The 24,220-nt window shown below is 70.4% G+C and carries 32 protein-coding genes and 1 tRNA gene; 15 read left to right on the forward strand and 18 right to left on the reverse strand.

Annotated elements, in window-relative coordinates:
- Window positions 1-397 precede the first annotated feature (397 nt).
- A complete protein-coding gene (locus ACYVOM_RS09055; protein WP_460302797.1) occupies window positions 398-1,651 on the reverse strand; it encodes an aminotransferase class I/II-fold pyridoxal phosphate-dependent enzyme in 1,254 nt (417 codons plus the stop codon).
- 121 nt (window positions 1,652-1,772) lie between these two features.
- On the opposite strand from ACYVOM_RS09055, the gene ACYVOM_RS09060 reads away from it, so the two are divergent.
- The 3 genes from ACYVOM_RS09060 (at window position 1,773) to ACYVOM_RS09070 (ending at window position 4,069) form a co-directional block, all read left to right on the forward strand.
- Window positions 1,773-2,237: a low molecular weight protein-tyrosine-phosphatase gene (locus ACYVOM_RS09060; protein ID WP_460302798.1), complete on the forward strand. Its 465-nt coding sequence runs from the start codon at window positions 1,773-1,775 to the stop codon at window positions 2,235-2,237.
- Window positions 2,238-2,409: 172 nt separating this feature from the next.
- On the forward strand, window positions 2,410-3,927 hold the full coding sequence (locus ACYVOM_RS09065; RefSeq protein WP_460302799.1) for an alpha/beta hydrolase: 1,518 nt from the start codon (window positions 2,410-2,412) through the stop codon (window positions 3,925-3,927).
- A gap of 68 nt (window positions 3,928-3,995) precedes the next feature.
- Window positions 3,996-4,069: transfer RNA gene (locus tag ACYVOM_RS09070), tRNA-Thr, on the forward strand.
- A gap of 81 nt (window positions 4,070-4,150) precedes the next feature.
- Here ACYVOM_RS09070 and ACYVOM_RS09075 read toward each other — a convergent pair.
- Both ACYVOM_RS09075 and ACYVOM_RS09080 read right to left on the reverse strand, forming a co-directional pair.
- Window positions 4,151-5,503: a tyrosine-type recombinase/integrase gene (locus ACYVOM_RS09075; RefSeq protein ID WP_460302800.1), complete on the reverse strand. Its 1,353-nt coding sequence runs from the start codon at window positions 5,501-5,503 to the stop codon at window positions 4,151-4,153.
- A complete protein-coding gene (locus tag ACYVOM_RS09080) occupies window positions 5,500-6,057 on the reverse strand; it encodes a hypothetical protein (protein WP_460302801.1) in 558 nt (185 codons plus the stop codon). Before ACYVOM_RS09080 ends, ACYVOM_RS09075 begins: the two co-directional genes overlap by 4 nt.
- A 168-nt stretch (window positions 6,058-6,225) precedes the next feature.
- On the opposite strand from ACYVOM_RS09080, the gene ACYVOM_RS09085 reads away from it, so the two are divergent.
- The 9 genes from ACYVOM_RS09085 to ACYVOM_RS09125 all read left to right on the forward strand — a co-directional run bounded on the left by ACYVOM_RS09085 (window position 6,226) and on the right by ACYVOM_RS09125 (window position 12,074).
- Entirely contained in the window at window positions 6,226-6,450 is a 225-nt protein-coding gene (locus tag ACYVOM_RS09085; protein WP_460302802.1) for a helix-turn-helix domain-containing protein, read from the forward strand.
- A complete protein-coding gene (locus ACYVOM_RS09090) occupies window positions 6,450-6,920 on the forward strand; it encodes a hypothetical protein (RefSeq protein ID WP_460302803.1) in 471 nt (156 codons plus the stop codon). Before ACYVOM_RS09085 ends, ACYVOM_RS09090 begins: the two co-directional genes overlap by 1 nt.
- Window positions 6,917-8,887, forward strand: coding sequence for an ATP-binding protein (locus ACYVOM_RS09095; protein WP_460302804.1), 1,971 nt, complete (start codon window positions 6,917-6,919; stop codon window positions 8,885-8,887). The genes ACYVOM_RS09090 and ACYVOM_RS09095 overlap by 4 nt, the downstream gene beginning before the upstream one ends.
- 223 nt (window positions 8,888-9,110) lie before the next feature.
- Window positions 9,111-9,449 carry a hypothetical protein gene (locus ACYVOM_RS09100; RefSeq protein ID WP_460302805.1) on the forward strand — a complete coding sequence of 113 codons (339 nt, stop codon included), beginning with the start codon at window positions 9,111-9,113 and terminating at the stop codon, window positions 9,447-9,449.
- Window positions 9,446-9,799: a helix-turn-helix domain-containing protein gene (locus tag ACYVOM_RS09105; protein ID WP_460302806.1), complete on the forward strand. Its 354-nt coding sequence runs from the start codon at window positions 9,446-9,448 to the stop codon at window positions 9,797-9,799. Before ACYVOM_RS09100 ends, ACYVOM_RS09105 begins: the two co-directional genes overlap by 4 nt.
- Window positions 9,800-9,802: 3 nt before the next feature.
- Window positions 9,803-10,777, forward strand: coding sequence for an HK97 family phage prohead protease (locus tag ACYVOM_RS09110; protein ID WP_460302807.1), 975 nt, complete (start codon window positions 9,803-9,805; stop codon window positions 10,775-10,777).
- 10 nt (window positions 10,778-10,787) lie between these two features.
- A complete protein-coding gene (locus ACYVOM_RS09115) occupies window positions 10,788-11,297 on the forward strand; it encodes a hypothetical protein (protein WP_460302808.1) in 510 nt (169 codons plus the stop codon).
- A gap of 121 nt (window positions 11,298-11,418) precedes the next feature.
- Entirely contained in the window at window positions 11,419-11,823 is a 405-nt protein-coding gene (locus tag ACYVOM_RS09120) for a hypothetical protein (protein ID WP_460302809.1), read from the forward strand.
- Window positions 11,820-12,074, forward strand: coding sequence for a hypothetical protein (locus ACYVOM_RS09125; RefSeq protein ID WP_460302810.1), 255 nt, complete (start codon window positions 11,820-11,822; stop codon window positions 12,072-12,074). Before ACYVOM_RS09120 ends, ACYVOM_RS09125 begins: the two co-directional genes overlap by 4 nt.
- Window positions 12,075-12,244: 170 nt before the next feature.
- Here ACYVOM_RS09125 and ACYVOM_RS09130 read toward each other — a convergent pair whose 3' ends face one another.
- The 4 genes from ACYVOM_RS09130 to ACYVOM_RS09145 all read right to left on the reverse strand — a co-directional run bounded on the left by ACYVOM_RS09130 (window position 12,245) and on the right by ACYVOM_RS09145 (window position 13,856).
- On the reverse strand, window positions 12,245-12,607 hold the full coding sequence (locus tag ACYVOM_RS09130; protein ID WP_460302811.1) for a hypothetical protein: 363 nt from the start codon (window positions 12,605-12,607) through the stop codon (window positions 12,245-12,247).
- Window positions 12,608-12,934: 327 nt separating this feature from the next.
- Window positions 12,935-13,285, reverse strand: coding sequence for a hypothetical protein (locus ACYVOM_RS09135; RefSeq protein WP_460302812.1), 351 nt, complete (start codon window positions 13,283-13,285; stop codon window positions 12,935-12,937).
- Window positions 13,282-13,566 (reverse strand): hypothetical protein, encoded by a 285-nt coding sequence (locus tag ACYVOM_RS09140; protein WP_460302813.1) that lies wholly within the window; start codon window positions 13,564-13,566, stop codon window positions 13,282-13,284. The genes ACYVOM_RS09135 and ACYVOM_RS09140 overlap by 4 nt, the downstream gene beginning before the upstream one ends.
- Window positions 13,545-13,856 carry a hypothetical protein gene (locus ACYVOM_RS09145; protein ID WP_460302814.1) on the reverse strand — a complete coding sequence of 104 codons (312 nt, stop codon included), beginning with the start codon at window positions 13,854-13,856 and terminating at the stop codon, window positions 13,545-13,547. The genes ACYVOM_RS09140 and ACYVOM_RS09145 overlap by 22 nt, the downstream gene beginning before the upstream one ends.
- Window positions 13,857-13,994: 138 nt before the next feature.
- Between ACYVOM_RS09145 and ACYVOM_RS09150 the strand changes: the two genes are divergently transcribed.
- Window positions 13,995-15,164, forward strand: coding sequence for a helix-turn-helix domain-containing protein (locus ACYVOM_RS09150; RefSeq protein ID WP_460302815.1), 1,170 nt, complete (start codon window positions 13,995-13,997; stop codon window positions 15,162-15,164).
- Window positions 15,164-15,472, forward strand: coding sequence for a 4a-hydroxytetrahydrobiopterin dehydratase (locus tag ACYVOM_RS09155; protein WP_460302816.1), 309 nt, complete (start codon window positions 15,164-15,166; stop codon window positions 15,470-15,472). Before ACYVOM_RS09150 ends, ACYVOM_RS09155 begins: the two co-directional genes overlap by 1 nt.
- A 125-nt stretch (window positions 15,473-15,597) precedes the next feature.
- Here the strand turns inward: ACYVOM_RS09155 and ACYVOM_RS09160 are convergent, their stop codons facing one another.
- The 6 genes from ACYVOM_RS09160 to ACYVOM_RS09185 all read right to left on the reverse strand — a co-directional run bounded on the left by ACYVOM_RS09160 (window position 15,598) and on the right by ACYVOM_RS09185 (window position 20,019).
- Window positions 15,598-17,742 (reverse strand): FtsK/SpoIIIE domain-containing protein, encoded by a 2,145-nt coding sequence (locus ACYVOM_RS09160; RefSeq protein WP_460302817.1) that lies wholly within the window; start codon window positions 17,740-17,742, stop codon window positions 15,598-15,600.
- A gap of 88 nt (window positions 17,743-17,830) precedes the next feature.
- Window positions 17,831-17,983, reverse strand: a complete 153-nt coding sequence (locus ACYVOM_RS09165; RefSeq protein ID WP_460302818.1) for a hypothetical protein — start codon at window positions 17,981-17,983, stop codon at window positions 17,831-17,833.
- Window positions 17,980-18,759 carry a DUF2637 domain-containing protein gene (locus tag ACYVOM_RS09170; RefSeq protein ID WP_460302819.1) on the reverse strand — a complete coding sequence of 260 codons (780 nt, stop codon included), beginning with the start codon at window positions 18,757-18,759 and terminating at the stop codon, window positions 17,980-17,982. Before ACYVOM_RS09170 ends, ACYVOM_RS09165 begins: the two co-directional genes overlap by 4 nt.
- Complete coding sequence (locus ACYVOM_RS09175; RefSeq protein ID WP_460302820.1) at window positions 18,756-19,025, reverse strand: hypothetical protein; 270 nt, start codon at window positions 19,023-19,025, stop codon at window positions 18,756-18,758. Before ACYVOM_RS09175 ends, ACYVOM_RS09170 begins: the two co-directional genes overlap by 4 nt.
- Complete coding sequence (locus tag ACYVOM_RS09180; protein WP_460302821.1) at window positions 19,022-19,288, reverse strand: hypothetical protein; 267 nt, start codon at window positions 19,286-19,288, stop codon at window positions 19,022-19,024. The genes ACYVOM_RS09175 and ACYVOM_RS09180 overlap by 4 nt, the downstream gene beginning before the upstream one ends.
- On the reverse strand, window positions 19,285-20,019 hold the full coding sequence (locus tag ACYVOM_RS09185; RefSeq protein ID WP_460302822.1) for a hypothetical protein: 735 nt from the start codon (window positions 20,017-20,019) through the stop codon (window positions 19,285-19,287). Before ACYVOM_RS09185 ends, ACYVOM_RS09180 begins: the two co-directional genes overlap by 4 nt.
- 174 nt (window positions 20,020-20,193) lie before the next feature.
- Here ACYVOM_RS09185 and ACYVOM_RS09190 point away from each other — a divergent pair, with 174 nt between their 5' ends.
- On the forward strand, window positions 20,194-20,361 hold the full coding sequence (locus ACYVOM_RS09190; protein WP_460302823.1) for a hypothetical protein: 168 nt from the start codon (window positions 20,194-20,196) through the stop codon (window positions 20,359-20,361).
- A gap of 648 nt (window positions 20,362-21,009) precedes the next feature.
- Here ACYVOM_RS09190 and ACYVOM_RS09195 read toward each other — a convergent pair.
- From ACYVOM_RS09195 to ACYVOM_RS09215, 5 genes are all read right to left on the reverse strand, one after another.
- Window positions 21,010-21,444, reverse strand: a complete 435-nt coding sequence (locus ACYVOM_RS09195) for a spore-associated protein A (RefSeq protein WP_460302824.1) — start codon at window positions 21,442-21,444, stop codon at window positions 21,010-21,012.
- A 22-nt stretch (window positions 21,445-21,466) separates the two neighbouring features.
- The gene (locus ACYVOM_RS09200; RefSeq protein ID WP_460302825.1) at window positions 21,467-21,877 is read right to left on the reverse strand and encodes a spore-associated protein A; all 411 of its coding nucleotides are present in this window, start codon (window positions 21,875-21,877) and stop codon (window positions 21,467-21,469) included.
- A 45-nt stretch (window positions 21,878-21,922) separates the two neighbouring features.
- Window positions 21,923-22,330, reverse strand: a complete 408-nt coding sequence (locus tag ACYVOM_RS09205) for a spore-associated protein A (protein WP_460302826.1) — start codon at window positions 22,328-22,330, stop codon at window positions 21,923-21,925.
- 135 nt (window positions 22,331-22,465) lie between these two features.
- Window positions 22,466-23,404, reverse strand: coding sequence for an NBR1-Ig-like domain-containing protein (locus ACYVOM_RS09210; RefSeq protein ID WP_460302827.1), 939 nt, complete (start codon window positions 23,402-23,404; stop codon window positions 22,466-22,468).
- A gap of 122 nt (window positions 23,405-23,526) precedes the next feature.
- Window positions 23,527-24,207, reverse strand: a complete 681-nt coding sequence (locus ACYVOM_RS09215; RefSeq protein ID WP_460302828.1) for a helix-turn-helix transcriptional regulator — start codon at window positions 24,205-24,207, stop codon at window positions 23,527-23,529.
- Window positions 24,208-24,220: the final 13 nt, after the last annotated feature.

Consider the following 24,220-nt stretch of genomic DNA (forward strand, 5'->3'; position numbering starts at 1 on the left):
GTCCGTCGTCGGATCATCCAGCCCACCGGACGTGTCGACCACCTTCGGCCATCCGGCGGCGACGGCCGATCCGGCCCCTGCGGCACAGCCCGTGACCAGCGGTTGCACGGTCTTTCAACGCTTGGAGGCGGTTCCAAGCGTGCAGCCCAAGGAAATCCCAAGTGGTTCACAACAGGCGGAGAGGAGGATCGTCAGTGATACGAAACACTGGAGGATCTGATGAACGCCTCGCGTCTCGCGGCGCTCCTGCTGGCTGTGACGGTGACCGCCACCGGCTGCCAAGCGAGGGGCTACGCGCAGCCGATCGAGACCCCGAGCAGCACTTCCATCCGTCCATGAGGAAGGCCCGGGCGAACCCGGGCCTCCCTGGCGTCGATCTGCGGATCCGGGCGATCCGTCAGAGCTGCTTCTCGTAACCGGCGACCAGGACGCAGGTCGCCAGCCCCTCGATGGCCACCTCGAGCTCGGAGAGCACGGGGAAGGTCGGGGCGATCCGGATGGTCCGGTCGGCGGGGTCGTCGCCGTACGGGTGCGTCGAGCCCGCGGGGGTCAGCGCGACACCGGCCTCCTTGGCCAGTTCGACGACGCGCTTGGCGCAGCCCTCGGGGACGTCCAGCGAAACGAAGTAGCCGCCCTTGGGCTTGGTCCACGTCGCCAGCCCGGTGCCGCCCAGCCGCTCGGTGAGGATGCGCTCGACCGCGTCGAACTTGGGCTTGACGATCTCGGCGTGTCCCCGCATGTGCTCGGCGAGTCCCTTGGCGTCCTTGAGGAACTGCACGTGGCGGAGCTGGTTGATCTTGTCCGGGCCGATGGTGCCCTTGCCGAGGAACCCGGTGAACCACTTGATGTTCGCCTCGGACGAGCCGAAGAACGCCACACCCGAGCCGGCGAAGGTCACCTTGGAGGTGGAGCCGAACACGAAGACGCGGTCCGGGTTGCCCGCGTCGGCCGCGGCGGCGAGGACGTCGAGGATCTCGTCGTGGTCGTCGGTGAGGTGGTGGACGGCGTACGCGTTGTCCCAGAAGATCCGGAAGTCGGCGGCGGCGGTGGGCATGGCCGCGAGGCGGCGCACGGTCTCGTCGCTGTAGGAGGCGCCGGTCGGGTTGCTGTACTTCGGCACGCACCAGATGCCCTTGATGGAGGCGTCGCCGGCGACGAGCGCCTCGACGACGTCCATGTCGGGGCCCGCGTCGGTCATGGGCACCGTGACCATCTTGATGCCGTAGCGCTCGGTCAGAGCGAAGTGCCGGTCATAGCCGGGGACGGGGCACAGGAAGGTGATGTCCTGGTCGATCCAGCGGCCTTCGCCACCGGGCACGCCGTTGAAGAGCGCGTACACGAGGGTGTCATGCATGACGGCGAGGCTGGCGTTGCCGAGCGGCAGCAGCTGCTTGGCGGGGACCTGGAGGCCCTCAGCGAAGATCTCGGCCATCTCCGGGATGCCGGTCAGGCCGCCGTAGTTGCGCAGGTCCGTGCCGTCGGCGGACTTGTAGAGGCCCTCACCGGGCAGGGTCAGCAGCTCGTTGGACAGGTCGAGCTGGGCCGGCGCGGGCTTCCCCCGGGTCAGGTCCAGCTTCAGGCCGCGGGCCTTGAAGGCCTCGTAGTCCTGGCGAGCCTTGGCGTGGAGATCCACCACATTCTGAGAAGTCACAACGGGTCCCTTTGGGAGTTGCCGGTCCGGGCACCTGGCAGGATATCGCCCCTGGTGGTCCGGGCCCCTGAATAACCCCTGGCCTCCGGTCCCCGACGCGAGCGAACGGCACAATGGGGGCATGGCGTACAGGATCACCTTCGTGTGCACGGGCAACATCTGCCGGTCGCCCATGGCCGAGCACATCGTGCGGAGGCACTTCACCGAGTCGGGCCTGGACGTCGAGGTCGACAGCTCCGGCACCGGCGGCTGGCACATCGGCGATCCCGCCGACCACCGGACGGTCCGCGCGCTCGCCAGGCACGGGTACACCAGCGCGCATTCGGCCCGCCAGTTCAGCCCGTCCTGGTTCGACCGCTACGACCTGATCGTGGCGCTGGACGAGGGACATCTGCGGGAGCTGCGGGCGATGGCTCCGTCGGCGGAGGCCCGGGAGAAGATCCGGCTGCTGCGCTCGTTCGACCCGCGCGCCGTCGATCTCAACGTCCCCGACCCGTACTACGGGCACGGCGCGGACTTCGAGGAGTGCCTGGAGCTGATCGAGGCCGCCGTCCCCGGCCTGGTCGACGCGGTCCGCGGGGCGTGAGCCTCCCCGGCCTCCCGGCATTCCGCGCTTGAGCCCTGACGCCATCGGACACCGTGGCCGAGATCTGCGGGATGACATTTCCTTTGAAAATCATTGAATCCCACCGATCTCAGTGCCGAGTTATCCACAGGCTTCGAGGCGTTTCGTTTTTCAGGGTGGCGAAGGTGCGACGATGGGCGGGCGTCGAGCGAAGGGGCTGATCACAGTGGACGGCAGGGCGAAGGTCAGGGCGGCAACCGTGGCGATCATGGCTTTGGCCACGCTGATGGCCTGCACGACCACGGACACTCCGGCTCCGGCCACCCCCTCCGAGACGTTCGCCCCGGCCGCGATCGCTTGGAAGGACTGCGGCGACGGCTTCCAGTGCGGCACCCTCGACGTCCCCGTCGACTACGCCGCGCCCGACGGGGAGAAGATTCCGCTCTCGCTGATCAAGCTGCCCGCCACAGGCACGAAGAAGGGCTCTCTGCTCACCAACCCGGGCGGCCCCGGCGGATCAGGGGTCAACTTCGTCCGGAACACCGGGAGGTCGTTCGGCGAGCCCCTGCTGCGCGACTTCGACCTGATCGGGTTCGATCCGCGCGGCGTCGGGGCGAGCGATCCGGTCCAGTGCCTCACCGACTCCCAACTCGACACCTATCTCGCGACGGACATGTCACCGGACACCGCCGCCGAGATGAAGAAGTTGGAGAAAGTCTCCAAGGGCTTCGCCGAAGGCTGCGAGAAGAATTCGGCGGATCTGCTGGCCCACGTCGGCACCAAGGACGCCGCCCGCGACATGGACGCGATCCGCGAGGCCGTCGGCGACGAGAAGCTGACATACTACGGCGCCTCCTACGGCACCTATCTCGGCGCCTGGTACGCCGAGCAGTTCCCGCAGAACGTCCGCGCCCTCGTCCTCGACGGCGCCCTCGACCCGAGCCTGACCGCGGCCGAGACCAACATCCAGCAGGCCAAGGGCTTCGAAACCGCGCTGCGCGCCTTCACCGAGGACTGCGTCAAACAGTCGGACTGCCCACTCGGCACCGACGTCGACGCCGGAATGAAGAAGATCACCCAACTGCTCGAGAAGGCCGACGAGCAGGCGCTGAAGAACAGCTCAGACGCGCGCGACGTCGACCAGTCGCTGGTCACCTGGGGCCTGGCCACACCGCTGTACCAGAAGGAGGCCTGGCCGATGCTGCGCATCGCGCTCGCCCAGGCGCTGAAGGGCGACGGCACGTCTCTCCTGCGCTTCGCCGATCTCCTCGTCGAACGCGAGCAGAACGGCACCTTCTCCAACCAGACTGAGAGCAACATGGCCGTGAACTGCGTCGACAAGCCCAACCCTGACCCGGCGGGCTTCAAGGCCGAGGCCGCGACCGCCGCCGCCCAGGCCCCGAACTTCGGCGAGTTCATCGTCTGGAACACCCTTCCCTGCGCCTACTGGCCCGTGAAGGCCGCCGAGGAGCCAAGGGCGCTGCGCGCCGCGGGTTCCGCCCCGATCCTCGTGGTCGGCACCACCCGCGACCCGGCCACCCCCTACCAGTGGGCGAAGAACCTGGCCTCCCAGTTGGAGAACGGCCACCTGCTCACCTACGACGGCGACGGCCACACCGCCTACCTCTCCGGCCCGAAGTGCATCCGCGACGCCGTCGACACCTACCTGACCTCCGCGACGCTGCCCGCCGACAACACCACCTGCACCTGATCCACCCGCCCCGCCCACAAGTCGCCGGAACCCTGTAGACTGCTACCCGCACCGCCCACGGCGGCGCTGCCGCCTTAGCTCAGTCGGCCAGAGCGACGCACTCGTAATGCGTAGGTCAAGGGTTCGATTCCCTTAGGCGGCTCACAGTGTGACCAGGGCGTTTACCCTTCGGGGTAGGCGCCCTGTTTGCTGCCCGGTTGCAGTTCCCGTTGCAGTTGCGGGGCTATCCCCACAGCGCCGACCCCATGCGGCCCATCCCGTCCTGGGCGAGCGCCGACGCAACGTGGCTGTACTTCTCCGTGACCCTGATGTCGGAGTGGCCCATGATCTCCTGGATCACCCGGATGTGAACGCCCATCTCCGTGAGGATCGTCCCGGCCGTGTGGCGCGCGTCATGAAGCCGGGCGTCCCGGACGTTCGCGGCGGCGAGGACGTCCTTCCACGCTTCCCAGTCGGCGCGGGGGTCAACCGGTAGGCCGTTGGGCTGAGGGAACAGCAGATCGTGTTCCTTCCACTGATCTCCCGCCCGCTCCCGCTCGGCGTCCTGCGCCTCGCGGTGCTTGCGCAGGAACTCGACCAGTTCGACGGGCAGCGGGATGATCCGGCGCCGCTTCCCCTTGGGGGCGGCAAAGACCATGCCGCCACCCTTCCGCTGCGGGCACTGCGCCGCGTGCCGGTCGCACTTGGGCGGGCATAGGCCCTTAGCGTCCTTCGGCACGCACACATGCCGCCGGCCGCTGGTGCGCTTGGCCTTCGCGCAGTTCCTCGGACACGGCCGCTTGTGCCGCGCCTCGCCGCAGGCGTGCGGGTCCGCGCACCCGTGCTGGCACTTCTGCCGCTGAAGCTGCCACCAGACCTTGACCGTCCCGGCGTCGAGGTCGACATACCGCCAGCGCAAGCCGATCGCCTCGCCCTGGCGCAGGCCAAGCGCAAGGCCGAGCGAGAACCGGGACCCGTTGCGCTGCTCGGCGACAGCGTCGAGGATGCGGCGGGCCTCAGCCTGCGACAGGGGTTCGATCTCCCCGTCTCCCGCGGCGGGCGCGTCGATCAGCTCGGCGACGTTCCGTCCAACCTTCTCCCGGCGCACCCCGACCCTGAGCGCCCTCGACAGGATTCGGTGGGTCTTCAGGACCGTCCCGGTGCCCAGCCCGCGGTCATAGAGCACCTGCCATGCGTCGTCCAGGTGCTCGGGCAGTAGACGGTCAACCCGGTGCTTGCCGAGCAGGGGCACGATGTAGAGCGCGTTCTTGGACCGGTAGTCGTCGAGGGTCCGGGGCGCCATCTTCCCCGACGAGACGAGCCGCACGCAGACCTTGTTTAGGTGCTCGTCCATGAGCTGTTCGACCGTCAGCGCGCGGCCGGCCCGGTCCAGCTTGCCCGCGTCCCGCTTCCGCTCAAGCTCGCGGACCTTCTTGGTCACCTCCGCCTCGGTCTTGCCCTGCCGGTGCCTGCGGTCCGGTGACCCGTCGGCCTTGACCCCCATGGTCACCCAGCCGTGCCACTTGCCGTCGCTCTCGCTGAAGTAGATCGACGACCGTCCGTCCGGCTTCCGCCCTCCGTTGGTTCGTTCGCTCAACCTGCCTTGCCTTTCGTTCCTGGCGGGAGCTTCCCGCGTAGCCGTGCCTCACGAATCCAGCCCCGGACGGTTGTCACGGGGACGCCAGAATGATCAGCCATCTCCTTTGCTGGCTTGCTGCTCATGTTGGAAAAGTTCAGGTAGTAGTGCGCGACCTGCTCGGCGAACTGCTCAGGGTCGGCATAGTCGCTTCTGCGGAGCGGCTTCAAGTGGGCCTTGATCAGCCCCATGGGGAACCCCGTGTCACTGCGCCGTAGAAGCTCCAGCTGACCAATCGGGATTGATCGAATGGCCCTGGCCGTCACCGGACCGTCCGCGAGGCACAGACCAGAGATCAGCCCGGACTTGCTGTCTGTCCCATCGCCCCATCTGACGTAGACCTTGAAGGTCTCCGGTGCCAGACCCTCAACCAGGTCCCACTCTTCTCCAAGCCGATCCCATAGATCGTTCTCTCCCGGCCTGTATGGGCTGATCGTGGCAGCGAAGGTCTCTTCGCCGAACCGCCCCTGAGGGGCTCCCGGCGCCCCGCTTGATGTTCGTTCCGATTCGCTCACGTTCACAAGCTAGCCCGCGCAAGCAGGGGAATCAACGTGCGGTCACGGACTCATGCACCCGTGCACGCACTTGCGAGAACCAACTCGAACGTGGTAGCCCTGGTCTCATCGAAGTGCGTGACCGCAGTTAGAGATGACTGCGATGACGCTCATGAGACGAGGAGTGTCATGACGGAGAGATCCCCGGCCCCACGCAAGCTGCTTCCGTGGTACCCCGATGCCGCTTCGGCCCTGGGCGGGCTCGGGCGCACGAAGACCTACCAGCTGATCAAGTCCGGTCAGCTGAAGAGCGTGACCATCGGCCGTCGACGCTTCGTCGACGCGCGCGACATCGAGGAGTTCATCGACCAGCGGCGCTCCGCGTCTACCGTCCCGGGCGGCGAGGCCGCCTAATGACCACCTACGAGACGAGGCCCGGCCCCGGGGGGAACGGGGCGGGCCTCGCAGAAGACGGGATGCCGGACGGGCGTTTCGTCACATCGAGCGTACTGCCCATCGGCCTCATTGAGCAGGCCCGCCAGCTCGTCGAGGACGTCGCGAGCCAGTCCGAGCGCGAGGAACGGGCGCGTATCGAGGGCTACACCGCGGGCGTTCGCGACGGCATCGACATCGGTGCCGAGCGGGAGCGCCAGCGCCAGGAACGGGCGGGCGCGATGGTGTGGAAGGCGGTTCAGGCGGCTCTCCCTTCTGGTCCGTCGCACGCCGAGCTTGAGCGTGTGCGCTACCCCGGGTACACGCCCGAGCGCCTGCGGGAGTTGCGGGAGGCGGCGCGGGAGCGCATCGGTATCCCGCACGGTGGCCGTGCCCGCTGGCCGTGCGGTCGCTGCGAGGGCCGCGGGTGGGTCCGGGGTGGTGGCGCGTGAGCGACGTGTACGACGAGGACTCCGGGTACTGCGCCGCGTGCGGCCGGCCCGATGCCCACGGGCACGAGTCCTGGTGCCAGTTCGCCGCCCCAGTGACGAACGGTGGCAAGGACGAGGGCAAGGCGCAGGACGGGGAGGGCCGCGGCCCGTCGCAGGCGTCGCAGTTGGTGAAGCTGGCGCGGGACCGGTTCGACATGTTCATGTCGAGCGACGGGCGGCCTTACGCGGTGCTCAAGCAGGGTGCGAACCTGGCGCTTCCGCTGCGCGGTAAGGCGGGGCTGCGGGCGAAGCTGGCGAAGCTGTACGCCGACGCGAACGGCGGTTCGGCCGCTCCGTCTGCGGCCGCTCTGTCGGATGCCGTGACCGTGCTGGAGGGGTTCGCGCAGGACGCTGAGGAACGTGTTCCCCAGCTCCGGACGGCACTGTGCGGAGACCGGATCGTGGTCGACCTCGGCACCCCGGACGGCCGGTGCGTGGTCGTCGGTCCCGGCGGATGGTCGAGGGAGTCCCGCTCCCCGGTGCTGTTCCGCCGGTCGGGGGCGATGCGCTCACTTCCCGAGCCGGTGCGCGACGGCGACGGCCTGGCCAAGCTGCGCCGACTGCTGAACATGTCGGACGAGTCGTTCCGCCTGCTGGTGGGGTGGCTGCTGGCCGCATTCATCCCCGACCTCCCGCACCCGATCCTCACCTTCCGCGGCGAGCAGGGAACGGGCAAGTCCAAGTCCGCACAGATGGTCATCGGGATCATCGACCCCTCCGGCGCACCGAAGCGCACAGCACCACGCGACCTCAAGGGGTGGGCGGTGCAGGCGTTCAACTCCTGGGGCCTGTGCATCGACAACATCTCGATCGTGCCGGACTGGCTGTCGGACGCGCTGTGCCGGGCCGTGACCGGCGACGGCATCGTGGACCGGGCCCTGTACTCCGATGACGACGTGGTGGTCCTGGAGTTCCGGCGCGTGCTGGCGCTGACCACGATCGACGCGGGCGCCCTGGCCGGCGACCTCGCCGAGCGCCTGCTGACGATCGAACTGGCCCTGATCCCCGACAGCGAGCGCCGCGAGGAAGCCGAGCTGGACCGGGCCTATGCCGACGCGCACGCCTCCATCCTCGCCTCCCTGTTCGACCTCCTCGCCGACGTCCTCAAGGCCCTGCCGGACGTCCACCTGACCGAACGGCCGCGCATGGCGGACTTCGCGCGCGTCCTGGCCGCAGTCGACCACGTCACCGGCTGGAAGACGCTGGCCTCATACCGGGACGGCGCCCGTAGCTCCGTCGCCGACGTCCTCGACGGGCAGCCCTTCATCCTCGGCGTCGCCGAGCTGGTCGACAGGAAGGGGGAAGCGGGGTTCCTCGGAACGGCTCAAGATCTCCTCGACGAGGTCAAGGCTCCCTCGACCCTGCCCAAGTCCTGGCCCAAGGACGCAACCCGGGCCGGTGGGCAGCTCAAGCGCCACGCCCCCGCCCTGCGCACGGTCGGCATCGACGTCGTCGAGCTGACCCGCACGAAGAAGGGCAAGCCCTGGAAGCTCACCGCGACCGCCGACCGCCTCAAGGAGGCCAGGGAGAGCGGTAACCAGATAACTCCTGGGACCGAGCAGCACCAGCTACACCAGACCCCCACCCAACCGGCCCTGACCAGCGAAAACAAGGGTGACGCTGAGGGGGTGGCGCTAGCGTCACCCCTCCCCGGCTCCGGTGACGCTGGTGACGCTGTCCCGGCCGGTGGTGACGCTGGGGCCCTCGCAGCTACACCCGCGCGCAATGGCCCTGAGCACCGCAAACAGCCGTCCGGTGTAGCTGGTGACGCTGGTGACGCTGAAAAGCACCCACGCTCACATGCCACGACCTGTGCAGGGTGCGGCAGCCGCCTCCCCGCGCGCCTCGGTGCCGTCGTCGACCTCGGTGACGGCCGCTACGCCCATCCCGACGACGAGTGCGAGCGCAAGGCCAGGGAGCACCAGTGATCAAGGCCGTCAAGAACCAGAAGGCCCGGACGAACAGCGGGACATGCGGCCTGTGCCGCGGTCCCGTGCTCGTCGGGCAGCGCGTGAGCCGGTACCGCGGCATGACGTCGTGGGTCCACTCCCGGTGCGCTGTGCGGCTCTGTGACGGGTGCGGCGCCCGGCTGAGCCTGACCCTCATCGCCGCGCAGGCCACCAGTCACCCCATGTGTGAAGGGAAGCCCGAATGACCAGCAACACCCCTGTGCCCGGTGTCGAAGACCTCTACCCGCACGTGTCCGTGCTCGTCGGGGGTGCCCTCGACGGGGAAGTCGTGATGAGTCCGCGCGTGATGGCCCTGTTCATGGCGCCGAGCGTCGAGGAGTTCACCGCGTTCTGGGAGGAGCACGGGCGCGACGTCGTCGAGGGCATCAAGGCCGGCCGCAACGAGTTCCCGGCGGACTGGCAGCGGGGCGCGCGGCGGCGGTCGGCCGAGCTGAGGGCCCGGTACGACTGCGCGGACTGGGTGGGGGTCCTGCGGGGCCTGCACCGGGAGTACGGGGTTCTGCCGACGGGGAGCCTGTGATCCCGCTCGTCCTGGTCGCCGATGAGGTCCTGTCGTCGCACCTGGCGCGGGCGCTCGCCGAGCACCTGCGCTGGTGTCGGCGCCAGGGCATCACGGCGCCCCCTGAGCTGGCCGAGATGGTCGAGGCGTTCTCGGCCAGGACCGGCCCGGCGCGGCCAAAGGTCGTCGAGGCGCACTCGTCGAACGACGCTGTGAGCGTGACGTACGAGGGTGCGGCGGCCCGGCTCGGGGTGTCGTCCCGAACCGTCCGCCGGATGGTGGCGGACGGAAGGCTGAAGCCGGTGCAGGTCGGCCGCCGCCGCCTCATCCCGGTGGCAGCGCTCGCCGACCTCGTCGAGCAGGGAGAGTGAGACGTGGACGGCAAGTCACTCAAGGGCTTCTCCGTGAAGTCCGAGGACCGCGGGGAGGTGGTGGCGGTCTTCTCGACGTTCCTCAAGCGGGATTCCGACGGGGACGTCACGCTTCCCGGTGCGTTCACCAACGGGGCCGAAGTGCTCATCAGCGCCTACGGGCACAAGTCGTGGGATGGGCTTCTGCCGGTCGGCCGCGGCCGGATCGTCACCTCCTCGACCGACGCGCGGTTGCACGGCCGGTTCTTCCTCGACACCACCGCCGGGCGCGACACCTTCACCGTGGTCAAGGAACTCGGCCAGCTCGGGCAGTGGAGCTACGGGTACGACGTCCTCGACCAGGAGTACGGCACGTTCGAGGGCAAGCAGGTGCGGTTCCTCAAGAGCCTGGCCGTGCACGAGGTGAGCCCCGTCCTCGTCGGCGCCGGCCGCGGGGTGCGGACCCTGTCGGCCAAGAGCGCCAGCACGGACCGGGCGGCCCTTCAGCGGGAGCACGAACGGTTCCTCCGCCATGAGGCCCGGGGGCAGCACCGCCGGTTCGTCGAGACCTCACAGCGGCTTGAGCTGTCGGCCATCCGGGAGCGCATCCGCGAAGACTCCGGGTTCACCTACAGCGAGTGCGCCGCGCCCTCGCTCGGCCACCAGGCCGCCGCCGAGATGATGATGCACACCACCGCGCGGGAACTCGGCATCGAGGCGCCCCTGCCCCGCCTGCTGTGGTTCAGCCCGGAGACCGCGGCCGAGAAGGCGTACGCGCGCAAGTACGGCTGCCGGGACTGGGACGCCATCGCCACCGACGTCCCGGTGCGCGGCGCCTACCGCAAGGGCGACCACACCGTGTGGATAGCGGCTGGCCTCTCCCATGCCGACGTCATGGCCACCGTGGCACACGAGATGCGGCACGCCGCAGGCGGCGACGAGCAGGCCGCCCAGGACTACGAACAGGGCTGGCACGCCCGACTCCCCCACCCGAACTAAGGAGACCCTCATGGCCCTGACCAGCAGCCGCCCCGCCCCCGCTACCCCCCGGCAGGGGGAGGGCGAGGGGTGCACCCGGTGCCGAGCCATCCGCAAGTTCGGTCGCTCCGGACCGTTCACGCCCGCGGAGTTCATGGCGCTCGCCGACCTCGTCGAGCCCACACCCGACCCGATCACGCTCGCGGTCAAGCAGGACCCGCGCGTCGTCGAGGCACTCGCCGAGTTCGACCGCATCAACGGCCTCTACCCCGCGGTCTACGACGCATGGCTCAAGGCCGCATCCGCCCACCACACCGCCTCCCTCACCAGGCCCAACGCCGACAAGGACCGCAAGGTCAAGCGGCTCGCGAGGGACATGGAGAAGGCACAGGAGCGCCTCGACCTCGTCCACAAGGCACTCGTCGAGACCCGCGGCCTGCACCAGGCGGCCCAGGTGACGGCACGGCGCGAACTGCTCGCGGCCCAGCAGCCGCCCGTCTCCCTCGCCTCGATCATCGACCTGACCGACCTCGACGCCTGACCGGACCCGCCCGGAGGGGAGGGGGAGGGGAGTTTCACGTGATCTTGGAGACCCCCAGGGACCCGGCGCCCCCGCTCCTCGCCATGCATGCGTGCTTACGGATCGATCAAAGGAGGGCGCCATGGCTCCCATGGGTGAGCGCGGTCAGGCGTTCTGGGACCACGCCACGGGCACGTTCGACCTCGACCGCCACGAGCTCGAACTACTCACGCAGGTGTGCAGGATGATGGACCGCGCCGACGCACTTCAGGCCGAGATCCTGGAGACCGGGCCCATGGTCGTGACGTCGCGCGGCGACCGGCGCCCCAACCCCGCCATCGGCGAGGAGCGCCAGATCTCCCTCGCCGTCGGCCGGCTGCTCTCGCAGCTCGACATCCCGGCCGAAGACGACTCGACGTCGCTCGCCTCCCCGGCCAAGGTCCGCGCCCGCCGGGCGGCCGAGCGCCGATGGGCCAACCGGCCCACCGGCAACCAGGTATCCGAGGCCGCCCGCGCCGCGGCTTCCGCGAGATGGAGCCGAGCATGAAGCGCAAGAGGACCAGCACCGGAGACGGGAAGCTGCCCGACGAGCTGCGCGCCTTCGAACTGGACGACTGGATCGACCGCTCCGAGCCCATCCCGGAGTCCTGGAACAGGCCCGGCGAGACGTACTCCTACCACCTCTTCCGCGCCCGGCGCCGATGGATCGACGCCCGGCGTGAGTGGGCAGCCGCCAACGGCACGTCGGTCCTCCAGATCCTCATGGACGAGCGCCCGCCCCGCCCCACCGGAGGATGAGCGCCACCGCCCGAGAACGCCCGTACCGAGCGCAGAGCCCCCGCCAGCAGATACCGCGGCGGGGGCTCGCGCCGTCCCATGGCCCGGGTAACCAGCCCGGAAGACGGCACTGTTCCAATCCGAAAGGAACAGGTCCAGCCTAGGGCGCGCCACGGCGCAGCACCTTCGCCTCAGCGCGCGCAGAACGTGTAGCTCTGGACCCTTCCCGTGTACTCCCCGGTGATCGACATGATGGGGATGTACGTGCTCCGCACCGTCATGCCGATGGGGCAGCCCATCGGGCCGGTCATCTCTGGGCGCGCGTCCCTACCCGGAGCCCCGGCCCTGCCCTGCGGTCCGGTAAGCCCCATCGGACCCTGCGGACCCTGCGGACCCTGCGGACCGGTCACGCCCTGCGGGCCCTGCGGAGGGTCGAAGGCGCCCGACGTCGACAGGATCACGTACCCGCCGACCAGGGCGAACACGGCGCCGATGAGCGCGCTCACGAGGTGCGCCCCGATCGTGTGGAGCCAGGGCATGCGGGGGGTGGCCATGGCCAGACGGTATTGATCTCCCTGCGCTGGGGCAGACTCCGTGTCCGGTTCGTCGCCGGATCGAGGCCGATTCCCCGCGGAGGAGGGAGGCCCGCCTCCCCTGCACGGGAAGCGGGCCCCTCATCGCACCCGGCAGAGCCCCCCATCGGCCGGCACCGGGTACGACGTCTCATCGCCAGCCGACCGACACACGGCACGCGGAGTCATATGTGCAGGTCAGAGGCTTGCAAGTGGATCATAGCGAACGCGTGTTCGATGACTCAGGGCGGGTAGGGACGGGCCCCGAACTACTTGACGCACTTCGGTCAGCACCGATCGCGGCGGCCTTCACTTCGGCCATCGATCCCGCCAGTGCTGCCACCACCAGGACGCCCCAGGGTCCTGCACTGCGTCGAGGGTGGCCACCAGGTCCACGAGCACGGCGGTCAGCCGGTCCCACTCCCACAGCCGGGCCTCGATCGCCTCCCAGTCCCGCAGGTGGCGCGCGACCATCTCCAGTCGCTCCGCGTCACCGGGCACCGCCTCGACGAGGTGGGGATGCTGCGCGAGCGCGTGCAGCGCCTCGGCCCGCCTCGCCGGGTCCTCTCCGATCGAGGTCGCGAGGTCGACCAGGACGCGCAGGTAGGGGCGAACGCCGTTGAGGTCGACCACGTCGGGGTGGTGCAGCTCTGCGATCACGACCCTGCCCCCGTGCCGTCTGCGGGCCGCTGAAGCGCGATGAGACGAGCCTCCGCCTCCTCCTGCCACCCCTCGTCGGCGGTGTCGCACAGCAGCACGTCGCCGTTCGCCCAGAGCCTCACGGAATCCTCGTGCGGCTCGGCCGTGACCGTGACCGTTCCGGCGGTCAGCAGCGGTGCCGCCAGCTCAAGCGGGAAGGCCGGCCGGTCCCTGCTCAGGTACGTCAGCAGCGCCGTCAGCGCCTGCAACTCGGCCAGGTTCACCGCGCGGCCCCGCAGCACGGACGTCCCTTGTCCATGTGGTCGCGCACGAGCTGCACATGGCAGGGGTGCCCGGCGGCGACGTGCTCGTCGGCGCGCGCCTCGATGACGAGCTGCTGGCGCAAGCCGCGGTCGGTGTCGGCCATCAGGGTCGGCGCGATGCCGGCCTCGAACTGCTCGGGCGTCCGCGGGGCCTTGCGGGTGGCCATCCACGACCCCTCGCCGCCTTCCGCCCTCCACACGTTGTACGCCGGATACCTCTCCTGAAGCTCGGCGAGGATCGTCTTCTCAGCGGATTCCGCGCGCACCATCGCGGGCCTCCCTGTCGTCACGGATACGTTGCGCTCAGTGAATCCCCGCCCGGATGCCGCGCGGGAGGGGAGACTGGGGGGAGTGCGAGGGGGTATCTCTCCCCCTCCCGGTGGCGAAGGGTGCGCGCCATGCCGGACATGATCACGGGTGCAGTCCTGCGGGAGCGCCGCGAGGACAAGGGGTGGTCCCGGCCCGACCTCGCGCGCAAGCTGCGCGCGGCGTCGCCGACTCCGCTGCCCTCGGTCGCGAGCCTCACCGACATGATCAAGCAGTGGGAGAACGGTCGGGTCTCCGAGCCGAGCAGGCTGTATCAGCAGCTCCTCGGTCAGCTCCTCGGCACGGCACCCACACCTCCTGCTGTTCAAAACTTTGAACAGAGCGGTCTTCCCACTCCGGTGCGGCATGACGGGCCCGTGGCGCCTGAACTCGTCGACTACTTCGCCGGTCAGCTCGGCGGGCACTACCAGGCCGATATGATGCTGGGCCCGCGGGCGCTCATCGGCACGGTGACGGCACAGAGCGACCTGTTGACCGAGCTGCTCGACGCCGCGGACGGGCCCGTCAGGCAGCGTCTCACCGAGGTGGGGACGGCCTACCGGGCGTTCATCGGGTGGCTGCACCTCGACGCCGGCGACGCCCCGGCCGCGGCCCTGTGGCACGGTGCCGCGCTGGAGCTGGCGCATCGCTCCATGAACCGGGACGCCGTCGCCTGCACCCTCGTCGACCTCGCCATGGCGCACACCGACCAGGGCCGCGGCGGGGCCGTGGTCGACCTGTGCCGTAGCGCCCTCACCGACGCCTCGCGGCTGTCTCCCGAGGTGCAGGTGTTCGCCCTCCAGCAGCAGGCGCACGGCGTATCCCTGCTCCCCTCCGACGACCGGCGCGCAGTCGACCAGCTCCTCGACGACGCCGCGGATGCGGTCGCCCGGGTCGACGTCGAGCAATGGGGCACCGCGTGCCTGCGCACCCCGAACTACGTCGAGATCCAGCGCGCCACCTGTTACGGCCGCCTCGGCCTCCTCGACGACGCCGCGCGCCTGTGGGAGCAGCTCATCCCCCCGGACACCGGACGGGCCCGCCGGGACGTCGGGGTGTGGACCGCCCGCCACGCGGTCGTACGGGCCCGAGCGGGCGCCGCCGATCACGCCCTGGACCTCGCCCGGACCGCCGTCCCCATCGTCAGCTCGACACGCTCGGCGCGCGCCCTGCGGGTCCTGGCCGACCTCGAAGACGCCATGACGCCGTGGCAGGATGCGCCCGAAGGCCGGGAACTGGCCGAGATCCTGGCACCGGTGAAAGGGGCATGATGGCCGAACCACTCACCCAGCAGCAGATCGAGGAACGCATCGCGGGCCTGCCCGGCTGGAGCACCGACGGCCGCAAGATCGAGGCCGTGTACTCCATCCCCCACATCCGCGGCGCCGCCTTCGTCTCGCACATCGCCGCGATCCAAGACGACCTCGGACACCACTCCAACGCCACCCTCGGCTACAAGACCGTCTCGCTCACCATCAGCTCCAGCGACCTCGGCGGACGCGTCGCCGAGCACGACGTCGAACTCGCCCGCCGAATCGTCGCAATCGCCCCGGCTCACGGCGCGGAGCCCGTAGCCTGACTCCGCGCGCACCAGCGCCGACACCCCGCCTGTTCGCTAGCCGGGCGGGGTGTCGCTGGTTCGTGTGGTGCGACCCCCTCGAAGGGGGCGGCAAGCGTTCTCCCCGAAACCCGTAACCGTCCTGGTCAGAGCGGTGATTCGGCGATACCGGGGGCGAAACCGGTTTCGGGGTGGGGTGAACCCTCCAAGTCCTCGTCGGTGCCGGTGGGGACGGTCAGGTCGTCGAGGCGCAGGCCCTTCGCGGACCCGCCCGCGCCGCGCTTGTTGACCTGGCGGGTGCGGACTCCGAAGGGGCGCAGTGCGGCGGCGAGCGTGGTGGAGCGCGCGGCCTGGTCCTGGTCGAGCCAGGGGGCGTAGAGGTCGGGGCGGAAGACGGCCAGGGCCTCGACGAGGCGGGCGGAGTGGGCGGTGTCCTCGCCCGCCGGCCACACCGCGGTCAGGTGGTCAACGATCGTGGCGTCCTCGGCATCTTGGACGTCTTCGCCCGCGGCCTGCCCGGTGACGGTTCCGGCGGCGACGCGCAGGGCGTGAGCGCGGCGCACGATGTCGACGGCCTCGTCCTGCCGGATGAACGCCGCGCGGGCGATGCGGGCGTTCAGGCCGCGGACGATCCACGCGGTACCGGCGTCGCGTTCGGGGTCGAACATGGTGCCGCGCACGCCGCGCTTGTAGGCGCCGGTCCCGGCGATCAGGTCGTTGGGGACGTGGCCGGTCACGGCGAGCAGCAGGCGGGTGATGGCATTGTCCGACACCCCGCGCGGGATCGACTTCGCGTCGGGCCGCTGCGTGGTGAGGACCAGGATGATCCCGTAGGCGCGCGCCTTCTTCACCAACCGGGCCGCGACCTCGGCCGCCTGGTCCCGGTATTCGGGGTGCTCGAACAGGGTGTGACACTCGTCGAAGATGGCGACCAGCGGGTGAAGCCCGAGGTCCCGGCGCGCGGCAAGCTGCTTGGTGGTCTTGCGGCCGTCCGGCACGTCGACCGCGGGCAGATCCTTGATGATGGCCTTGCGGCGCTTCATCTCCTTCTCCAGCGCCAGCAGCGCCCGGTACGCCGCTTCGCAGTGCTCGTCGTCGTCGCCGGACACGTACCGGTGACTCACGGGCTTGAGCGCGTCGAGGTCGCCGGACCCCTTCATCTCATAGATCCACAGCTCGGCCGTAGGGTCGAGCGCGGCGGCGAGGGCGATCACCAGGACCGCGGACGTCTTCCCGGACCCCATCACCCCGCCGATGAGGGCATTGGAGTACATCAGGCGCAGCGTGACCAGACGGCCGCGCGGGTCGTAGCCGTACGGGATCTCGGCGAACAGGTCTGCTTGGCCGGTCTTCATCAGCGGCCAGATCCGGCGGGCACCCTTGGCGGGGTCCTCGCGGGCGACCCACAGCACGAGCCGTCCGGGGTGGGCGTCGCGGTCACCCTCGGGCCACACGCACCCCAGCGGCCGGCGCATCGCCGCGGCGAGGCCCGCGCGCGCCTCCAACACCTCGTCGGCCTGGTGCGCTCCGGGTAGGTCGAGTTCGGCCCGCCACCCGGGCCCGTCGACGGCGATGGGCGCGACCCAGTCGGCCTTGCCCTTGATGCCGATGGCCTTCAGCGCGTTCTCGACCTCGGGCGAGTCCAGGCGCCGTTGCACCCGCACCGCGACGTACCGGTGAACGATCGGCCGGTCCGGCTCCGCCCCGGCGAGGCCGAGCAGCGCCAGCACCCCGGCCGCCACGCAGACCAGGCCCGCGCCCGGCAGTAGCAGGGCGGCGAGCGTGACGAGGGCGCCGACCGGCACGGCAACCACCAGGCTCCGCCTGGTCCTCGTCTTCACCGTCCGGTCGTGGGCGGCCTTCAACTGGAGATAGGCCCCGGTGTTGCGGCCGGTCGCCTCGACGGCCATCAGCGCCCTGCCCTCGGCGTCCAGCGCCCACCGGCCCCACGTGGCGACCAGGCGGACCGTGCCGCGCGGCGCCCTCGACCACAGGCGGACGGCGTAGACGGGCGCCCGCACCCCGTAGAACGCCGCCTCGCCGACGACGTAGCGGGCGGTGAACGCGGCGCCCTGCCGGAACTCGCCGCCCTGGGTCAGGTAGCGGGGAAGGACCGGCGGGCGGGCCTCCAGGCGGGCCCGGCGCTCGGCCATCCAAGCGCCCGGCACCGGAGCGGGCGACGGGTCGTCGACCAGCTCGGCCGAGACGACCTCTGCGTCCGCGCCCTGCTCGACCACGACCCGCGCGGACGGAACGACAGGAAGCGGGATGACGGTTCGGTAGTCGGTCATGATGGAGAACTCCTCACACACGGGGAGACCGGACCGGGGCGCATCTTTGGTCGGAGAGCCCCGGTCCGGGACTACGGGAATCGAGCGGCTACCAGGCCACGCGGGTCTTGTCGGCCGAGCAGACGACCCACCCGGTGGAGCCCTGCGCGCTGTCGTTGCCGAGTGCGTAGATCTGCGCCCACTCGCGGGTGCCGCCGCACACCGGGCAGGTGACGACCGTGCCGTCCGCCAGGGTGATCACAGCGCCACCCCCGCCAGGGCCGCGGCCTTCATCGCCTTGTCCACCCGGTACCGGGAGACACCGAACTCAGCACACACATCCTTGATCGTCCGGCCCGCACGGCGTGCCGAAACGATGGCCGAGTCCAGCCCCGTCACAGAGCCCTCACCAGCGGCGGCGCCCTCGACCGGGGTGTCGATCTCGCGGTCGACCTCGACCGGCGGGAACGGCGCGGGCGGCTCGTCGTCGGGCACCGTTTCGGCAAGGGTAGGGATCGAGCGAGCGGCGTCGACCACCTCGACGAGGTCGGCCTTCTCAGGGTCAACCCTGAGAAGCTCGGCGACCTCCTGGTCGAGATCTGCCGCGGCCGCCATCAAACTTTCGTCACGCCCAGCCGCGTGTGACGAAAGTCCGGAGCGCCGGATCATGCCCATCAGCAGCTCGGACGCCAGCACCAGCGCGACCGCCGGCCACCCCGCCACGATCGCCCCGACGAGCCCGTACCCGATCCCGTAGAGCACGTTGACGCCGAGCGTCGCGCCGATCCCCAGGGCGAGGGAGGCGTACGCGAGCCACGGTGCACGCTCCCCCCGGCGCGCGGAGTCCAGCATCACGAGCCCCGGCACCAGGACCAGGCCGTCGATCGTGAGGGGCGTCAGCAGGGCGGTGAAGCCCTCCTGCCCGTGGGCCTGCGCGACCTCCAGGGCGTGGTTGTAGGAGACGACCGCGGCCACCAGGCCGAGCGCGACCACCACCACGGCGGCGAGGATGCGGATGATCCAGTCCGTCTTCGTCATCGGCCGTTCTCCTCGTTGCTCATGTAGTGCGCGTAGGTGGTCGGGGGGTGCTCGGCGAGCCGGGCGGCGAAGTAGTCGAGGTGGACGTCCCGCATGCCCTCCATGGACTCGGCCAGGTAGCCGCGCAGGAAGATCGCCGTGTGCATGGCGCGGTCGGCCAGGACCCGCCTGCGGTTGTCCTCGTCGCCGCCCGTCGCCGGGTGTGGGATGTCGAGGGCGGCGAGCAGCAGGGCGAGCGCGCGCCGGTCGGGGGTCTGCTCGGTCATCGGGACTCCTCCGAGAACAGGCCCTCGACGAGCGCGACGACCTCGGCGAACGACTCGGCGAACTGGCGGGCCGCGGGGCTGTCGTCCTCGTCGGCGAAGTGCGCGAAGTAGCGAGCGGCCCCGAGCGGGATGCCGATGCTCTGCCCGGCCCCGAACTCCATGCGGATCTCGGTCATGCTCGGGTCGCCGCCCCGACCCTCGACGCTCGTGACGAGCAGAGCCTTGCCCGCGGCGGTGCAGATGGTGTTCTCGACGACGCTCACGCCAGCACCGCCGGGTAGCAGGTGGCGACGAAGCGGACCGCGGACACCAGCGCGTCGGCGAAGTCGAGCAGCTCGGGCAGGGAGTCCTCGCGGTCCTGGGCGAGAAGCACGTCGGCCGCGGTGATCGCCTGCTCGATGCTCAGGACCATCTCGGTCCCGTCGAAGTCCAGGACGATCCGCACCGTGCGGGCCTCGACGTAGCCGAGCGCGCAGGAGAAGAACCGCACCGCCCCGTCAGGCTCGGGCAGCGGGACGTACAGACCGCCGACGCGCTCGGCGTACACCCGGCCCAGCTCGGCCGCCACGTCGTCGAGGACGCCCGGCAGGGGCATCATGCTCACGACCTCGCGGCCGATCCGGTGGTGGAGCTCCATGCCGCCGCCCGGCCGCCGGTAAGCCTCGACCAGGCCGCCGCGAGGGGCCAGCCACTCGGCGCGCGACCGCGGCTCACGCTCCGACCGGGCCACGGCCGCGAGGAGACCGAGCACGTGCCCCGCCGGGATCGTCCCGACCGGGGCACTGTCCCGCTCATCCTCGACCGCACCGCCGAGCGCGTTGACGAACACGGCGGGGTCATCGCCGGGGAACTGCACGACCGACACGAGCAGGCCGGCGAACACGCGCGACGAGCTGTGCCCGCCCCGCATGTGCGCGGTCCGGTCGCACCAGTCCGGGCAGTCGCCGAACGGCTCTCTCGTGGCGTCGCCCTCGACGCCGTTAAGGTTCTTCATGGGTCGGACCTCCGTTGTCCGATCAAGGCCCCGCTCCGGTGTTACAGCACCGGGCGGGGCCGCTCTGTTGCGGGCCCCGCGAGGGGGTGTCGTGCCACCCACCATAGGGGGGTGTCGTGCCACCCGCAAGACCAAACCGGGGTAAGGTGGCACGACACCTCAGAAGGGAGAGGGATGCCCACCAAGGGGAACCCGCGCCGGACACTCCGCGTCTCCGATGAGCGCTGGGAGGCCGTCAAGGAGAAGGCCGCCGATCAGGGCAAGACCGTTGCGGACGTGTTGAATGACTGCCTCGATCGGTTCCTAGCCGACGAGGACTGCGGAGACAGCAGCTCGCGTTGAAACGCCGAGAAGGGGCCGCCGCCCCTCGGCAGCCGCCCCTTCTCCAGTTGCAATTCTGGTTGCAGTTCACCCCGTGACGGACACGTTCAACGGAGTACGCACACCCATTCTGACCAGGCACTGCGAACCTGACCGACACCGGGCGAACCATTCCCGATAGCACTCGTAATGCGTAGGTCAAGGGTTCGATTCCCTTAGGCGGCTCCATCGCAGAAGGGGCCCTTCCGGTTCGGGAGGGGCCCTTCTCCTTGGCGTGTTCGCCGATGCTTCTCTGAATCTGCTCTGAGGTGACCGGTCAGCGAGCGGGGGTATTGCGACGGCTGACCCGGGGCTTCGTACGCTCGCTCACTGAGGCCGGGCTGAGCGCCGCCTTTGGGTGTTGCGCGGCGGAGGGGTGAGGACGTTCCGGGGCCCGCCCGCGGGTTTCGAAGAAGTCCGATGCCCCGTCATCCTCCGGCCTGCGGACAACGGGTGCCGACAACGAACGTGGGCGTGGGCGGGACCCAGGCCGGGGTCCGGGAGTGGGCATGCGGGTCCGTGGGGGCGTTCGGGTGTGGTGGTTGAGGAGGCCCCTCCCGTCGGGGGAGGGGCCTGGAAGGTGGGTGTTCCCGGCCGCCGGGCCCCCGTTGCCGGGGCCGGGAACAGGGGTCAGCCGCAGTTGCCCCAGGACATGCGGCCGCCGCCGGCGCCGATGGTGTTGCTGGGGTTGGTGACGGAGCCCCAGTACATGACGCACTTGCCGGCGGCCGAGCCGTAGAGGGGGCCGGCGTACTGGCTGTAGTAGCCCTGGTCGTAGTAGCTGTTGCCGTTCTGGATCATCAGCTGGGCCGAGGTGAAGGACGCGGTGCCGACGTAGGCGGTCTTGACCGTCGTCACGCAGTTCTTGCCGGTCGAGCTGTTGTAGGTCAGGTAGACGCGGCCCCAGGTGTCGCCGTACTGGTTGTTCACCGGGGCGGAGGCGACCGTGGTGTAGCCGGAACCGCAGTAGGCCTCGGCGTAGGCGGCGGTCGAGATCGTGACGACGCCGGCGGTCGCGGCGACGGTCATGGCGCCGGCCGCGACGGTCTTCTTGAGCATGCTCATCGGAATCCGTTTCCTTTCGGGGTCAGCCGCAGTTGGTGCCGCGCTTGCCGGCCTCGGTGCCGGTGATGCGGCCCATCCAGTCGACGCACTTGCCCGCGGCCGAGACGTAGATCGGGCCCGCGTAGGAGGTGTAGTAGTTGCCGTCGTAAGCCGGCCAGTGGGTGCCGACGGGGCTCACGGACAGACCGGCCTCGATGAGGACGGCGGAGCCCACCGTGTTGCGCTTGGCGACCACGCAGTTCTTGCCCGTGGCCGAGCTGTAGGTCAGGAACACGGTGCCCTTGGAGCCGATGGCCGCGGAGTTGACGACGCTGTAGCCGGAGCCGCACTCGCCCCCGTAGGTGGCGGCGGCGGCCGGGCCCGCAGCGACGAGGGTCGCGGCGAGAGCGCTGACGGACAGGGCGGCGGTGGTGACGGTCCTCTTGACGTTCATAACAGTCCTCCAGGCGTTCGTGACGGGGCGGGACGGTCGGTCGGGTCAGCCGCAGTTGGTGCCGTAGCGGGTGCGGGACTGGGTGCCGATGGTGCCGCCCCAGTCGACGCAGGAGCCCGCCGCCGACACGTAGACCGGCCCGGCGTACGTGGTCCAGTTGCCCGGGTCGTCCACCCAGGTGGTGGTGCCGGAGCGGCGCAGGTAGGCGTCCATGGGGGCGGCGGCGCCCGGCACCTCGCGGATGGTGACGACGCAGTTCTTACCCGTCGAGGCGTTGTAGGTGAGGTAGATGGTGCCGCGTGCGTCGGGGAAGTCGTTCACTCCCACGACGTTGTAGCCGGAGCCGCACTGTCCTCCGTAGAGCGCGGCGGACGCGGGTGACGCGACGGCGAACACGCTTGCCGCCGCGGCCACCGTGAGGCCCAGCGCCGAGGTCTTCCGGGAGATGCGCACGACGAAGTCCCTTCGTTCGGGGTCGGTGCGCTCGACGCTGGCATGCCGGGCCGGAACCAAGCCAGTGATCTTCGTCCGGATCCCGTCCGACGGCTTCGGACGAACTCAGGACAAATAACCGCGCAGGTCAGCGGCTCATCCGACGCTTACGTCAAGGAAGATCGGCCGTTTGCCGGGGAACAGGGTGCGGCCTTCGAGGTCGACCATCTTCCAGTAGATCCGGCAGGCCGCGGGCTCTTCGGGAGCCTGCACGAGCACCCGGATGTCGACGCTCTGCCCGGGCGGCGTCGGCGGGATCTCGACCCGTTCCGGGGCATCGCACGCGGTCTCGTTCACGCGCATGAGGAAGCGGGCGTGCCATGCGACGGTCCCTGTGTTCCGCAGTCGCCAGACCTTCTCGAACCATGCGCCGGGTTCGATCCGGGTGCCGTCGGGGATCGTGATGTCGCCTTCGAAGACCGAGTCGTCGACCTGCATCCGGGTCTTCTGCGGGGCCGGGTCGTCGGATCGGCCGGGGAGTACGAGGACGGCTACGGCGACCAGCGCGGCGAGCGCCCCGCCGGCGAGGAGCGTGCCCGCCTGGAGCCGGGACCTCTTCGCGGGCGGCCTCCAGGTGGCCGGAGGCCCGGTCGTGGCGACCGGCACCTCGGTCTCCTCCCGCTCCTGCGCGGTGTCGGCGTCGCGCGCGACGGCTTCGGCGGCCTCCGGAGCGGACCCGACGGCGGTCTCGGGCAAGGCCCCTTCGGCGAGGGCCCGCGTGCGGAGCCAGTCCTCGTGCCATTCCCGCTCGGTCTCCTCGGGTTCCCTGCCGAGCCGGTCGACCGCGAGGACCCGGACGAACTCCCACGTCGTCCCCCAGCTCGGGAGGGTGCGGCCCTGGGACGCGGCGGCCAGCGTCGACTTCGACGCGGCCGCGCCCATCCGCGCGGACATCTCGGCGAAGGACGGGTCGCCGGCCTCCACCTTGAGCCGCCAGAGCCGGTCGGCGAACGCCGCGACCGGGCCCTCTCCGGGGTCGGGCCGTCTGGCCTTCCGCCCGCGCCGCCCCTGCCCGTCAGCCGCTGGTTCTCGCATGGCTCCCGTCCGGTAGACCGCCAAATCAAGATCGCGTGGCCGACGATACCCATCCTGAAGGCGTTGCCCGTCCCCTTCTGTGGGGATTTCTGCGCGCTTTCCCTTCCGGAAGGGTTCGTCCCTTATTTGCCGGAAGGCCCGTCGGGGCGGGGCGCCAGCAGCGTCGCGGCGCGGACACCCGCCTGGAAGCGGGAGTCGGCTTCCAGAACGGTCATGAGGGCGGCGACGCGGCGCCGGTAGGTGCGCAGCGAGGTGCCGAGGCGGCGGGCCGCGGCCTCGTCCGTCAGGCCCGCGGCGAGCGCGTCGAGGACGCGGCGGTCGTCGGGGGCGAGGTGCGGCGTCTCCGCACGGAGGTAGGCCGCGGGGTCTCCCGCGGCCGACCAGACCGCGTCGAACAGGGACAGGATGCCCGCGACCAGCGTCGGCGACGAGGTGACGGTGTAGGTGCGCGGGACGCCGGGGACCTCACGCTCCGCCATGATCATGACGCGCCGATCCAGGATGATCGTCTCGTGGGCGAGGGCCGCGGCGCTGATGCGGATCTGGGCGCCGCGCGACCGGACCTCGGCTAGATGGGCGCGGTCGGATTCGGTGGCGAGGGCCCGGGGGCCGAGGAGTTTGCGGGTCGCGAGGGAGCCGTGCCCCATCCGGTCGCGGACCGCCGCGCGCGCCGCCGGCAGCGCCCAGGTCGCGAGGTCGCGCGCCGCGCAGGCGAACTCCGTGCGGACGCCGGCGAACAGGTGCCCGGCGCGGGCGACGAGTTCGGCGTCGCCGCTGACGGAGAAGACCTGATCGTCTCGCATGCGCCCAGTCTGG

This window comes from Actinocorallia aurea, from assembly GCF_054783995.1.